At 57.7% G+C, this 13,122-nt stretch carries 9 protein-coding genes and 5 pseudogenes; 6 read left to right on the top strand and 8 right to left on the bottom strand.

Translation table 11 applies throughout. From position 1 onward, the window contains the following. Positions 1-151: 151 nt before the first annotated feature. The 3 genes and pseudogenes from GKE73_RS16915 to GKE73_RS16905 form a co-directional block, all read right to left on the bottom strand. Positions 152-1,285 (bottom strand): MFS transporter, encoded by a 1,134-nt coding sequence (locus GKE73_RS16915; protein ID WP_230370865.1) that lies wholly within the window; start codon positions 1,283-1,285, stop codon positions 152-154. A 63-nt stretch (positions 1,286-1,348) separates the two neighbouring features. Beyond that, a complete protein-coding gene (locus GKE73_RS16910; RefSeq protein WP_230370864.1) occupies positions 1,349-1,759 on the bottom strand; it encodes an Hsp15 family ribosome-associated heat shock protein in 411 nt (136 codons plus the stop codon). Continuing rightward, positions 1,759-2,411, bottom strand: a pseudogene (locus GKE73_RS16905) (fumarylacetoacetate hydrolase family protein). Before GKE73_RS16905 ends, GKE73_RS16910 begins: the two are co-directional and overlap by 1 nt. A 302-nt stretch (positions 2,412-2,713) precedes the next feature. Between GKE73_RS16905 and GKE73_RS16900 the strand changes: the two are divergent. The 6 genes and pseudogenes from GKE73_RS16900 to GKE73_RS16875 all read left to right on the top strand — a co-directional run bounded on the left by GKE73_RS16900 (position 2,714) and on the right by GKE73_RS16875 (position 7,714). Further along, positions 2,714-3,046: a hypothetical protein gene (locus GKE73_RS16900; protein WP_230370863.1), complete on the top strand. Its 333-nt coding sequence runs from the start codon at positions 2,714-2,716 to the stop codon at positions 3,044-3,046. Next, entirely contained in the window at positions 2,935-3,888 is a 954-nt protein-coding gene (locus GKE73_RS16895; RefSeq protein ID WP_230370862.1) for a PHA/PHB synthase family protein, read from the top strand. The genes GKE73_RS16900 and GKE73_RS16895 overlap by 112 nt, the downstream gene beginning before the upstream one ends. Then, entirely contained in the window at positions 3,774-4,253 is a 480-nt protein-coding gene (locus GKE73_RS16890; protein ID WP_230370861.1) for an alpha/beta fold hydrolase, read from the top strand. Before GKE73_RS16895 ends, GKE73_RS16890 begins: the two co-directional genes overlap by 115 nt. Beyond that, positions 4,198-4,485: a hypothetical protein gene (locus GKE73_RS16885; protein WP_230370860.1), complete on the top strand. Its 288-nt coding sequence runs from the start codon at positions 4,198-4,200 to the stop codon at positions 4,483-4,485. Before GKE73_RS16890 ends, GKE73_RS16885 begins: the two co-directional genes overlap by 56 nt. 91 nt (positions 4,486-4,576) lie before the next feature. Further along, a pseudogene (locus GKE73_RS16880) lies at positions 4,577-5,755 on the top strand (acetyl-CoA C-acetyltransferase). Between the two features lie 142 nt (positions 5,756-5,897). Continuing rightward, positions 5,898-7,714: pseudogene (locus GKE73_RS16875) on the top strand (aminopeptidase P family protein). 85 nt (positions 7,715-7,799) lie between these two features. Here GKE73_RS16875 and argS read toward each other — a convergent pair. From argS to GKE73_RS16850, 5 genes and pseudogenes are all read right to left on the bottom strand, one after another. Then, positions 7,800-9,512, bottom strand: a pseudogene (gene argS, locus GKE73_RS16870) (arginine--tRNA ligase). Positions 9,513-9,730: 218 nt separating this feature from the next. After that, a pseudogene (locus GKE73_RS16865) lies at positions 9,731-10,571 on the bottom strand (ABC transporter permease subunit). Continuing rightward, positions 10,568-11,473, bottom strand: coding sequence for an ABC transporter permease subunit (locus GKE73_RS16860; RefSeq protein ID WP_230371512.1), 906 nt, complete (start codon positions 11,471-11,473; stop codon positions 10,568-10,570). Before GKE73_RS16860 ends, GKE73_RS16865 begins: the two are co-directional and overlap by 4 nt. Before the next feature lie 149 nt (positions 11,474-11,622). Continuing rightward, positions 11,623-12,336 carry an extracellular solute-binding protein gene (locus tag GKE73_RS16855; RefSeq protein WP_230370859.1) on the bottom strand — a complete coding sequence of 238 codons (714 nt, stop codon included), beginning with the start codon at positions 12,334-12,336 and terminating at the stop codon, positions 11,623-11,625. Continuing rightward, a complete protein-coding gene (locus GKE73_RS16850) occupies positions 12,300-12,659 on the bottom strand; it encodes an extracellular solute-binding protein (protein WP_230370858.1) in 360 nt (119 codons plus the stop codon). Before GKE73_RS16850 ends, GKE73_RS16855 begins: the two co-directional genes overlap by 37 nt. Between the last annotated feature and the right edge of the window lie 463 nt (positions 12,660-13,122).

The following is a 13,122-nucleotide window of genomic DNA, read 5'->3' as shown; positions in this document are numbered from 1 at the left end:
GGATGAAGTCATTCTGTCATAGTGTCTAACCTTGTTACAAGTCTGGTTTGGCCGAGCGCCAAATCTCGCCCGAAAAAACGGCAAACCCGCGTCATACAAGGCTTACGACAGCTTGGACGGTTTGTCCAATATTTTGGACAGGCTGTCCGATTTAGTGACTTTCACGGCTGGGCGACAGCCATTTCAGGCTGACCAGCACCCCCAACAGAGCCACCAGCGCCGACAGAGCAAATGTCGCGCAGACACCACCTTGCGGCCACAGTAACCCAGCCAGCAGCCCACCACCGCTGCCACCCAAACCGAACGAAGCAATGATATACAGCCCCTGCGCCCGGCCATGATGCTGTGGTGCAAACATCCGATGAATCAAACCGATCGAAGCAGCATGATGCAAGGCAAAAGTCAGGGCATGCAGCGTCTGCGCCCCAAATGCCACCAGCGGGATGCCGACCCAACCGGCAATCAGGCCAAAACGCAACACGGCCGCTAGCAACGATAGCTGCATCAGCCGTTCCAGCGACAGTTTCCCCATGATGCGCGGCATGGCGAGGAAAATCAGGATCTCGCTGACCACGCCACATGACCACAGCAGGCCGATCAGGCTTTTCCCATAGCCAGCGTCCTTCAGGCCGATAGAGTAGAAGGTGTAATACGGGCCATGGGCAAACGCCATGAGGAAGCAACAGCCAAACAGGGCAAGCACCTTGGGCTGACGCAGGGTGAGCCAGATGGAAGCCGCCTCGTCTGCGGCACTGTGACAGGCGACCTCGGGCAGTTTGAAGGCGACCAGCGCCACCACCATCAAGCCGCCCAACGCCAGCCACGGCAGACAGGCCAGCGACAGCCACTCCAGCGCATAACCTCCCAGCGTGGCAGCAACGACAAAACCGATGGAGCCCCACACCCGCACCCGGCTATAACGGCCCGGCTGGGCGCGCGTCAGCCGGGCGGTACTGGCCTCCACCAGCGGCAAGGACGCTGCCCAGAAGAACAACGCCAGAGCCAGCGTGACAAACACTCCGGCGAAGGAATGCAACTGGCCAACCAAGGCAAAGATGGCGGCCGCCGCCAGCGATGTCGCAATGACAATGGGCCGCCGCCGCTGCTGACGATCAGCCAGCCAGCCCCAAAACCCCGGCGCCACAATACGCGCCAAGGTGGATAGCGCCACCAGCACCGAAATCTGCCACGGCGTGAATGACAACGACTGCAAATACAAACCCCAGAACGGATTGAACACGCCCTGAAACGCAAAATAGCAGAAGTAAAACAGCGCAAACGGCATCAGTGTTGCCGTTACTGGTAAGCTTTAACATGCTCGCCGGGCTTTCGGCCAACCTTGCCACCGCTAGTACGAGTCCTTGAAACGGGAGATTTCGCGGCGCGCCTTTTTCGTCGGACGGCCATCGCCATGCGGAAAGCTGGCATGCTCGGCCTTCAGCAAGGCCTGACGCTGCTCGCGCGCCTGTATCGACGCCTCATCCTCGTGATACAGGCATTGCGCTTCCCGCGCCGGACGACGCTGGGTGGCCAATGCCAGCACTTGCACATGGTATTCGAGCTGATTGATGCGCAGCAGCAGACGATCACCCGGTTTGATCATGCGCGAGGCCTTTACCCGATCGCCATTTACCGTCACCCGACCAAGCTCCAACGCTTCATGCGCCAACTGGCGCGTCTTGAAGAAGCGGGCCGCCCACAACCATTTGTCGAGCCGAACCTTGTCATCCCCTTCTTCGGCCAACATGGGCTGAGACATCAGGCCACCTCCCAGCGCGCGCTGACGAGGTCGGCCAGCGACAACTCCAGCACATCGCCAGAATGCATCGCCGCCACACCGGCCGGAGTGCCGGTGTAAATCAAATCGCCCGCCGACAGGCCATACACGTGCGACAGGTAACTGATCTGGGTAGCCACCGGGAACAGCATCAGCGCAGTGTTACCTGCACCGGCGCGCTTGGCCATTGACCGTAAGCGAGAATGACAGCTGTTGCGGATCGGTGATTTTCTCTGCCGCAACAAAGTCCGACACACAGGCCGCGCCACGGAAACCTTTGCCCTTGGTCCATGGCAAGCCCTTCTGCTTCAGCACCGACTGCACATCTCGCGCCGTAAGGTCCAGACCGATCCCGTAGCTAAGCAAGATGTGACAAGGCCTGATCGGCAGGGATATCAACCCCGCCCTTGCCCACCAGCAGCACCATTTCACATTCGTGATGCACGTCCGACGAGTAATCAGGCAAATGGATCGGCTGCCCCGTCATCAGCAACGCCGAGGTAGGTTTCAGAAACACCAGCGGCTCTTGCTCCACCTGATTGCCAAGCTCCGCCGCGTGTGCGGCGTAATTGCGCCCGATGCAAAAGATATTGCCCACACGGACGTCCACGCCCTCCAGTTTTACCTCAGCCATCGTCTTGCCTCCTAATTACCGGGAGAGCGATTATTGCAGATGTCCCCAGCGCTTACGAGCGCACACCTTGGTCGCCCGACTGGATTCACTATAAGGCCGCACATGATCATGGCGTGCCAAGCCACCCCAAGCACCAGAACGCTGTCACATATTATTTTGCTGCGGAACACACACCCCCGTGAAAATGTCATACAGACCTGTTACAGTCTGTTGCATACGCCAAGCTCATCGTGGCTGATCTCAGGCAACCGGGTCTGGCAAGCATAATCCACCACACATCACTGCACGTTAAGGAGATCACCTTGACCCAAGACACCAACGCCTCTCTGGAAAACTTCTTTTCCAATCTCTCCGAGACCAATCAGAAGTGGATGCAGCAATTCGTCAATACGTTTACCGGTGGATTGCCTGCCAACAATGGTGTTCCGGCCAACCCGATGACGGACGCCTGGTCGCAGATGCTGAACGGCGCCAACCAGTTTGTGGCGATGCAAAGCAATCTGTACCAGCAGCAGATGAACCTGTGGATGCAGTTTTTGGGGCAGAAAAAGAGCCGGAACCGGAAGCTGCGCCGGTCAACGACCGACGCTTTGCCGCCCCGGAATGGAACGAAAACCCGTTCTACAGCTTCCTGAAACAAAGCTACCTGCAAACCTCGAAGTGGATGACCGAGCTGGTGGATCAGGCGCAACTACAAGGCGAATCGAAAGAACGGCTAGCCTTTGCCACCCGCCAGTATCTGGACGCCATGTCCCCCACCAATTTCATGCTGACCAACCCGGAAGTCATCAAGCGCGCCATTGAAACCAAGGGCGAGAGCTTGGTCGAGGGCATGAAGAACATGATGGACGATGTGCAAAAAGGCCACATCTCCATGTCGGACGAAAGCAAATTTGAAATCGGCAAGAATATCGCCACCACCCCGGGCGAAGTGGTATTCCGCAACGAACTGCTGGAGCTGATTCAATACACGCCGACCACCGAGCAAGTCTATGAAAAACCGCTGCTGATCGTACCGCCGTGCGTCAACAAGTATTACCTGATGGACCTGCAACCGGATAACTCAATGGTGCGCCACTTTGTCGCTCAGGGTTACAAGGTATTTCTGGTCAGCTGGCGTTCAGCCGTACCGGAAATGAAGCAGTTCACCCGGGAAACCTATATCGAAAAAGGCGTGATTGCAGCCGCCGAAGCGGTACGCAAGATCACCAAACAGCCCACCATGAACGTGCTGGCGTTCTGCATTGGCGGCGTCATTCTGACCACAGCCATGTGCGTGATGCAGGCTCGCGGACTGAAATGGTTTGATTCCGCCACGCTGATGACCTCGATGATCGACCACGCCAACCCGGTGAAGTCAAGGTGTTTATCGATGATCGCCTGCTGGAAGCGCGGGAAGCCAAGATCGCCAACGGCGGCATCGTCAGCGGCCGCGAAATTGGCCGTACGTTTGCCAGCCTGCGCGCCAACGATCTGATCTGGAACTACGTGGTCAACAACTACCTGATGGGCAAAACTCCGCCACCGTTTGACCTGCTGTACTGGAACAACGACTCGGTCGATCTGCCGTTGCCGATGCACACCTTCTTCCTGCGCGAGTTCTACCAGAACAACTCGTTGATCCGGCCGGGCGCCCTGAATTTGTGCGGCGTATCCATCGATATTTCCAAGCTGGATGTGCCGATGTATTTGTTCGCGGCACGTGAAGATCACATTGTTCCGTGGAAAACAGTCTATTCCGGCATAAAATACCTGACAGGCGCGCCGTCCATCCGCTATGTACTGGGTGCTTCTGGTCATATCGAACTTCTCGATCAACCCAGTTACCAAGGACAAACGTAACTACTGGGTCAACGAAGAGCTGCAGGATGATCCGGAAATCTGGTTTGAAAAAGCCGAAAGCCGTCCCGGCAGCTGGTGGAAAGACTGGGATGCCCGGTTGGCACCGCAATCCGGCAAGAAAGTGGCCGCGCCCAAGAGCACGGGCAACAAGGAACTACCGCCGCTTTGCCCGGCACCGGGTACCTATGTACTGGCCAAATCCATGCCGACGGTGGTGGCCTGCCTACAGTAATTGCTTTACCGCTCCGGCTGGTCATATAGCCGGAGCCCTTGTTTGATATGGGCAGTTATCTGCCTGTAACACCACAACACGGAGAAACCGCATGCAAGAAGTCGTCATTGTTGCCGCTAGCCGCACTGCCGTTGGCAGTTTTGGAGGCTCGCTAGCCAAAGTCCCCGCCCCGGAACTGGGCGCTACGGTAATCAAGAGCTTGCTGGCAAAAACCGGCGTAAAAGCTGAAGACGTCAGCGAAGTGATTCTCGGCCGGTACTCACTGTAGGCGTGGGTCAGAACCCGGCCCGTCAGGCCTTGATCAAGGCTGGCCTGCCGGTCAGCACCCCGGCTTCCACCCTGAACGTAGTATGTGGCTCCGGCCTGCGCGCGGTGCATCTGGGTGCCCAGGCCATTGCTACCGGCGACTCGGAAATCGTGATTGCCGGTGGTCAGGAAAGCATGTCGATGTCCCCGCATATCCTGCCGGGCTCCCGCGATGGCTTCCGCATGGGTAACGCCCAGCTGGTAGATACCATGGTGGCCGACGGCCTGACGGACGTATACAACCAGTACCACATGGGGATTACCGCCGAAAACGTCGCCGCCAAATACGGTATTACGCGCGAAGAGCAGGACGCTCTGGCACTGGCTTCGCAAAACCGTGCCGAAGCTGCGCAAAAGGCTGGCAAGTTCAAGGACGAGATCGTTCCGGTATTGGTACCGCAACGCAAGGGCGACCCGGTTGTCTTCGATAGCGACGAATACATCAAGGGCACAACGGCCGAAACGCTGGCCAAGCTACGCCCGGCATTCAAGAAAGACGGCACCGTTACCGCCGGTAACGCCTCCGGTATCAACGATGGTGCTGCTGCTGTCATGCTGATGAGCGCCAAGAAGGCTGCCGAACTGGGTCTGAAGCCGTTGGCAACCATCAAGTCGTATGCGCTGACCGGTTGCGAACCGGAAATCATGGGCATCGGCCCGGTTGCTGCCACCCGCAAGGCTCTGGCCAAGGCTGGCTGGTCGGTCGATGATCTGGATCTGGTAGAAGCCAACGAAGCCTTTGCTGCTCAGGCTCTGGGCGTTGCCCGCGAACTGGGCTGGAGTGCTGACAAAGTCAACGTCAACGGTGGCGCTATCGCCATGGGTCACCCGATTGGCGCGTCTGGCTGCCGTATCCTCGGTCACCCTGCTGCACGAAATGCAGCGCCGCGATGCCAAGAAAGGCTTGGCCACCTTGTGCATTGGTGGCGGCATGGGCGTCGCTCTGGCAGTGGAACGCGCCTGATCGCGGATCATTCAGCCACATCAAAACCGGGCCTTGTGCCCGGTTTTTTGTTTGGCTTATTCCTCTACGCTGGCGCATCCTTGTCAGTCTCGGCGCTGGCTACCACAATACTTATTACTATCACCTCACTTGTTAGCCCGCCATGCTTACCGATTTTCTTCCGCACGATTTGATCCGACAACGCATCCAGTCCCTGCGGCTGGCCATGCAAGGAGCGGGTGTCGATGCCTGCCTGGTGCCCTCGTCCGACCCGCACTTGTCGGAGTATCTGCCGGAGCGCTGGAAAAGCTTAACAATGGCTATCCGGTTTTACCGGCTCCATGGGCATGCTGATCGTGACCCCGGATTTTGCCGGTTTATGGGCCGATAGCCGTTATTGGGAACAGGCACAAAAAGAGCTGGCTGGCAGTGGTATCGCCCTGATGAAAGTGCTTAACGCCAGCAGTGACGAACATCTGGATTGGCTGGCGAACCACCTCACGCGCGGGCAAACGGTTGCCGTCGATGGCGATGTGTTGTCACTGGCATTGGCCGAGTCATTGCAACGCCGGCTGGCCGCGCATGGCATTGCGCTGAACAGCCAGCTGGATTTACTGCAGCGGGTTAATCCGTCGCGCCCCGCGCTCCCGACGGCAGCGGTCTATGAACACGTCAGCCCGTTTGCCCCGCAAAGCCGCGCCGACAAGCTGGAACAGGTTCGCCGCACTATGCGCCAAGCGGACGCCGACTGGCACCTGATCTCGACGCTGGATGACATTGCCTGGCTGTTCAACCTGCGCGGCGCCGATGTCAGTTACAACCCGGTCTTCCTCGCGCACGCCTTGATCGGCCAACAACAGGCAACCTTGTTTGTGAGTTCTGGCAAGATTCCAGCAGAGCTGGCTGGCAAGTTGGCCGAAGATGGCGTGGTGTTGGCCGAATATGAACAGATCAAGGCAGCGCTGGCGGCATTGCCAGCAGGACAACGCTTGCTACTTGACCCACGCCGCGTCACGCAGGGCCTGCGACGAGCCATCCCCGCCACCTTGCCAGTGATCGAAGCGAGCAATCCCAGCACACTACTCAAAGCCTGCAAAACGCCAGCTGAGGCGCAACAGGTACGCCGCGCCATGGAACAGGACGGCGCCGCCTTGTGTGAGTTTTTCGCCTGGTTCAGTCAGGCGGTCAACCGCGAGCCGATGACTGAGCTGACCATCGACGAACAGATTACCGCCGCCCGCGCCCGGCAACCGCACTTTGTTTCGCCCAGTTTTGCCACCATTGCTTTAATGCCAATGGCGCCTTGCCCCATTATCGTGCCACGCCGGAACACCATGCCTCCATTTGTGGCAACGGCCTGTTACTGATCGACTCGGGTGGGCAATATCTGAATGGCACGACAGACATTACCCGTGTGGTGGCAGTAGGCACCCCGAGTGCCGAGCAAAAACGTGATTTCACGCTGGTATTAAAGGGCCATATCGCCCGGCTAGCGCCCGCTTTCCGCGCGGCACACTCGCACCGATGCTGGATGCTCTGGCCCGTGCACCACTTTGGCAGCACCAACTGGATTACGGCCACGGTACCGGTCACGGTGTCGGCTACTTTCTCAACGTGCATGAAGGGCCACAATCCATCTCGCGCAGTCAGCCCAACCCGGATATGGCCATGCTGCCGGGCATGATCACCTCGGTGGAACCGGGTCTGTACCGTCCCGGCCGCTGGGGCATTCGCATCGAGAACCTGGTTTTGAATGTGGAAGATGGGCGCAGCGATTTTGGCGATTTTCTGCGCTTTGAAACCCTGACCTTGTGCCCGATCGACACCCGCTGCATTGCGTTTGAGTTGCTGCGCACGGATGAAATCGACTGGCTCAACGCCTATCACGCCGAAGTACGGCAACGGCTGCTGCCACACGTACAAGGCGCAGCCCGCGACTGGCTGCTGGAGAGCACAAAGGCCATCGGCGACGGCGCTTGAAGTTGGCCGAACACCATAAAAAAACGCCCGATGGTGCTGCCGCGGGCGTTTTGTTTTTCGGCCAACCTTTGGGCTGGTGACGGAATTACATGGTTTCCAGTACCTTGATACCGAGCAGGTCGAGGCCGGTTTTCAAGGTCTTGGCTGTCAGGGCGGCCAGTTGCAAGCGGCTGGCGCGCACGGAACCTTCGCTCTTGAGAATCGGGCAGGCTTCGTAGAAACGCGAGAACAGCGTGGCGATATGGTACAAGTACTGGCTGAGGTAATGCGGGTAGCAACCCTCGGCCACCGCGTTGAGGGTGTCCTCAAACTGCGCCAGCGCCACGGCCAGTTGTTTCTCGGCCGCTTCGGTGATGATTACCGGTGCCCGGGCATCGTAGTCATCTGCCTTGCGGAACACGCTTTGCACGCGGGTGTAGGCATACTGCAGGTAAGGCGCGGTATTGCCCTCGAACGCCAGCATGGTGTCCCAGTTGAAGATGTAATCGCTCATGCGGTTTTTGGACAGATCGGCGTATTTCACCGCTCCGATGCCCACCGCTTCGGCAATTTGCTGTTTCTGCTCTTCCGACAAGTCCGGGTTCTTTTCTGAAACCAGCGCGTAGGCACGTTCCTGCGCCTCGGTCAGCAACTCGATCAGTTTAACAGTGCCGCCGCTCCGGGTCTTGAACGGCTTGCCGTCGTCACCCATCATCACGCCAAATCCGACGTGTTCCAGCTTCATACTGTCCGGCGCGAAACCGGCCTTGTGGCTGATACTGAACAATTGCTGGAAATGCTGGCTCTGGCGCGCATCCACCACGTAGATAACACGATCCAGATGCAGTACGTTGTGGCGATAGCGGATCGCCCCCGGTCGGTGGTGGTGTAGAGATAACCGCCGTCCTTTTTCTGGATGATCACGCCCATCGGCTGATCTTCCTGCGTGCGGAATTCGTCGAGGAACACCACCTTGGCGCCTTCGCTGTCGGCCAGCAGACCCTTGTCGCGCAAGGCTTGTAAGATGACCGGCAGGTCGGCGTTATAGGCTGATTCCCCGCGCACATGTTCGCGCGTCAGGCCGACATTGAGCTTGCGGTAGACCGCTTCGCAATGGCGCAGCGAAATATCGACAAACTGTTCCCACAGTTTATGTACCTCGGCATCGCCGCCTTGCAGCCGGACCACGTACTCACGCGCCCGGTCGGCAAAGGCCGGATCTTCGTCGAAACGCACCTTGGCCTTGCGGTAGAAGTCTTCCAGATCATTGAGCGCAAGCTCACTGCCCGCCTGACGGCTTTCCACCAGAAACGCGGTCAGCATGCCAAACTGCGTGCCCCAGTCGCCCACATGGTTGGCGCGCACCACGTCATGGCCGATAAACGTCAGCACCCGTGCCAGCGCATCGCCGATGATGGTGGAACGCAAATGACCAACGTGCATTTCCTTGGCAAGGTTAGGCGAGGAATATTCCACCATCACGCGTTGTGCGGCCACCGGGGTGATACCCAGCTTGCTGTCATGCAGCGCAGCCTCGGCACGGCGTGCCAGATAGTCTGGCGACAGGTGAATATTGATGAAGCCGGGACCGGCGATTTCCACCTTGTCGGCAATATCGCTCAGATCCAGCGCGGCCAGCACCTTCTGGGCCAGTTCACGCGGGTTGGTCTTGAGAGCCTTGGCCGCTCCCATTACGCCGTTGGCCTGGTAATCGCCAAAACCGGCCTTGCTGGCTAAGCTGTACCACGGCGGGAGCGTCCGGCGCGCTGGCGGCCAGCGCGGCCTGAACACGCGCATTGATCAGTTGCAGAATAGTCATGTAAATCCCGAGAATTGCCATGGAAACAAAAACAAATTGCCGTTTTTGCTGCCGAAAAATCGCTAGGCGTCGATTGTAAGCTTACGCGCCAGCCTCGGGCAATGTCTGCTCCACCCGGCTTCCGCCAATCGGCAGGCTTTCGGCCAACCTTGCCGGGCATCTTGGCGCTGGCAAAAGAAAGGCAGCTTGCGCTGCCTTGTGGGTGAGAGCGTTCCCGATCAGCCTTGCTGGAACGCCATCTGCATTTCGCGTTCGCGTTTGCGCTCGGAGGCACGCATGTAATAGTTGGCCGCGATCACCGCCACCGACACCACCAGAATGAACAAGGTAGCCAGTGCGTTCATTTCCGGATTCAGGCCCAGACGCACGCGGGAGAACACCACCAGCGGCAAGGTAGAAGACCCCGGACCAGACAGGAAGGCGGTTAGCACCAGATCATCCAGCGACAAGGTAAACGACAGCAGCCAGCCGGATACCAGCGCCTGTGAAATGAGCGGCAAGGTAATCACGAAAAACACCTTGAGCGGGCGCGCACCCAAGTCCATGGCGGCTTCTTCCAGCGAGCGGTTAAGCTCCTTGACGCGTGACTGGACGATGATGGCCACATACGACATGCACAACATGACATGGCCGATCCAGATGGTAAGCATGCCCCGCCCCTGCGGCCAGCCGATGAACTGCTCCATGGCGACAAACAGCAATAACAGCGAAATACCCTGAATCACCTCGGGCACCACCAGCGGGGCATTGATCATGCTTAAAAGAACAGGGTGAAGCCGCGGAAACGGCCAAAGCGTGCCAGCACAAAACCGGCCCAGTGCCGAGAATGATGGAAGCAAACGCCGACATCAGGGCAATTTTCAGGCTGAGCACAGCGGCACTCATCAGTTCATCGTCGTCCAGCAGCGCGCCATACCATTTGAAGGAAAACCCGGACCAGATGGTCACCAGCCGCGATTCGTTAAACGAATAGATGATCAACAACAGGATGGGCAGATAAAGGAACGCATACCCCAGCCCGAGCACGGTGTACGACAATGGCTTGCTTGGCTTGATCATCGCTTGCTCTCCATGTCTTTGACTTGATAGTGCTGAAACAGTGCCATCGGCACCAGCAGCAACAGCACCATGGCGCAGGTGACGGCAGACGCCATCGGCCAGTCGATGTTATTGAAGAATTCGTTCCACATGACGCGGCCAATCATCAGGGTATCGGCGCCGCCGAGCAGCTCCGGAATCACGTACTCGCCCACCGCCGGAATGAACACCAGCAGGCTACCGGCGATGATGCCATTCTTGGACAGCGGCAGAGTTACCGTCAGAAACGCTTTCCACGGCTTGGCGCCCGGGTCATACGCGGCCTCAATCAGGGTCATGTCCATTTTTACCAGATGCGCGTAAAGCGGCATGATCATGAACGGCAGGTAGGAATACACCATGCCGATATAGGTGCCCCAGTTGGTGTGATAGAGGCGCAGCGGCTCACTGATCACTCCCAGCCACAGCAGGAAGTGGTTGAGCAGGCCATCATTTTCCAGAATACCCACCCGGGCATAGACGCGGATCAGAAACGACGTCCAGAACGGCAACATCACCAGCAACATCAAGGTGTTGCGATTGCTTTCCGACGCCCGCGCCATGTAATAGGCCATGGGGTAGCCAATCAGCAAACAGATCAGCGTGGAGACAAAGGCAATCTGTACCGAGCTGACATAGGTCGCAAAGTACAGGCTGTCACTCAACACGAAGGTGTAATTGCTGACGCTGAGCATCAGGCTGAACACACCATCTTCGAATTTGGTCAGTGGCGAATAGGGAGGGATCCCCATCTGCTGCTGCGAAAAGCTGATGGAAATCACCAGCAGGAATGGAATCAGGAAAAACAGCAACAGGAATACAAACGGTATTCCGATCGCCGTTGTCCGGCCGGAAGGTATCCAGCGTTTCAGCCACGTTTTCATGTTACCGCCCACCTTGTCAGTCAGCATGCCCGCTGCCATGAAGCGCCCGCCCTCTACCCTACGGCAGCACTGGGCAGGCGATGGATTTCGGACAACCTTGCACCTCGCCGCCCGTCACGATCAAGCGGGCAGCGAGGTGTCAGGCCCTATTAACGCCCAGACTTGAACTGGGTCCACAAGCGCGTTTCCAGCCGGGTAATATTGGCTGGCAGCGGCGTTTGCAGGAACAAGGTCTTGATGACCGAAGCTGGCGGATAGATCGACGGATCGTTGGCGATTTCCGGCTTCACGTATTTGCGGGCGGCAAGGTTGGCCGAAGGGTAGAACACCTCATTGGTGATGGCGGCGTTAACCTTGGGATCTTCGACGTAGTTGATCCACTTGTAAGCGGCATCGACATTCTTGGCATCTTTCGGGATGGCCATGATGTCAAACCAGATCGGCGCACCGCCTTTGGGGATGTAATAGGCCAGCTGGTAACTGCGCTTGGCTTCCTTGGCGCGGCGTTTGGCGATGTTGATATCACCGGACCAGCCGTAGGCCAGACAGACGTCGCCATTGGCCAGTTCATTGATGTAACCGGAAGAACTGAAGCGGGTGATCGACGGCCGGATCTTCTTCAGCATTTCAAAAGCGGCCTGATAGTCGGCCGGATTCTTGCTGTTGGGGTCCTTGCCCAGATAGTGCAGAGCCGCGCTAAACACATCGGCAGCGCTATCCAGCATGGACACGCCGCAGCTCTTGAGCTTGGAGACGTGTTTGGGGTTGAACAACACATCCCAGTTATCCAGCGGCACATCCTTGCCGAGCAACGCGCGTGCCTTGGTCACGTTATAACCCGGGCCGATCGTCCCCAGGCCCACGGCACACCGTGTTCATTACCCGGGTCGGCGACCTGAATCTGCTTCATCAGTACCGGATCAAGATTGGCCAGATTGGGAATCTTGCTCTTGTCGAGCTTTTGATAAATCCCCGCCGCAATCTGCTTGCCCATGTAGTTGGCCGAAGGCGTCACCACATCGTAACCAGAACGCCCGGTCAGCAACTTGGCTTGCAGCGTATCGTTGCTGTCATAGACGTCATACTTGATCTTGATGCCCGTGGTTTTGCCAAAACCGGGTACAGTGTCCTTGGCCACATAGTCGGACCAGTTATAGACATTCAGCACTTTGCTGTCTGCCAGCACGCTTAAGCACTAGGTAATACCATCAGCAAAGAACAGACAACTTTCATGGCGAGTTTCTGCTTCATCATACGGCTTCCTTTGTATCGCAAGACCATACATGCCCGACCGATCCGATACCGAGTCAGGCCCTCACGCACTGCATTGACATTCAATCCGACACAACTGCCAGCGGATGTCATCCGCCGTTGTTTCCTACCTAGCAAGAACCGTGCAACCTTGTACAACACGTGGCAATTTCGACGTTTTGCGCCACCTCGACACCGCGTTTAAGAAAATGCACAAGTCATTGGCCACTGAACAGAGTTGTAGCGGCAACCCGATCAGCACGCAATCACTCTACGTTTTGCAGTGCAAAAAATGACAAGCGTCAAAACAGCGGAAAAAACAGATCGCACTGGCGCGGCGCTGACGCACAACGATGCGCACGGCCCGGGCACAAGATGGCAAAGCAGGCACTACAGAG

The organism is Paludibacterium denitrificans (assembly GCF_009707705.1).
GTDB classification, from domain to species: domain Bacteria; phylum Pseudomonadota; class Gammaproteobacteria; order Burkholderiales; family Chromobacteriaceae; genus Paludibacterium_A; species Paludibacterium_A denitrificans.
The sequence above is the reverse complement of the archived record's forward strand: the minus strand, read 5'-3'. Positions and strand labels throughout refer to the sequence as shown.

Excerpts from the sequence above, each read along its gene's own strand:
- GKE73_RS16915 (WP_230370865.1), bottom strand. The coding sequence starts at position 1,285 with ATGCCGTTTGCGCTGTTTTACTTCTGCTATTTTGCGTTTCAGGGCGTG.
- GKE73_RS16860 (WP_230371512.1), bottom strand. The coding sequence starts at position 11,473 with ATGAAAACGTGGCTGAAACGCTGGATACCTTCCGGCCGGACAACGGCG.
- GKE73_RS16910 (WP_230370864.1), bottom strand. The coding sequence starts at position 1,759 with ATGTCTCAGCCCATGTTGGCCGAAGAAGGGGATGACAAGGTTCGGCTC.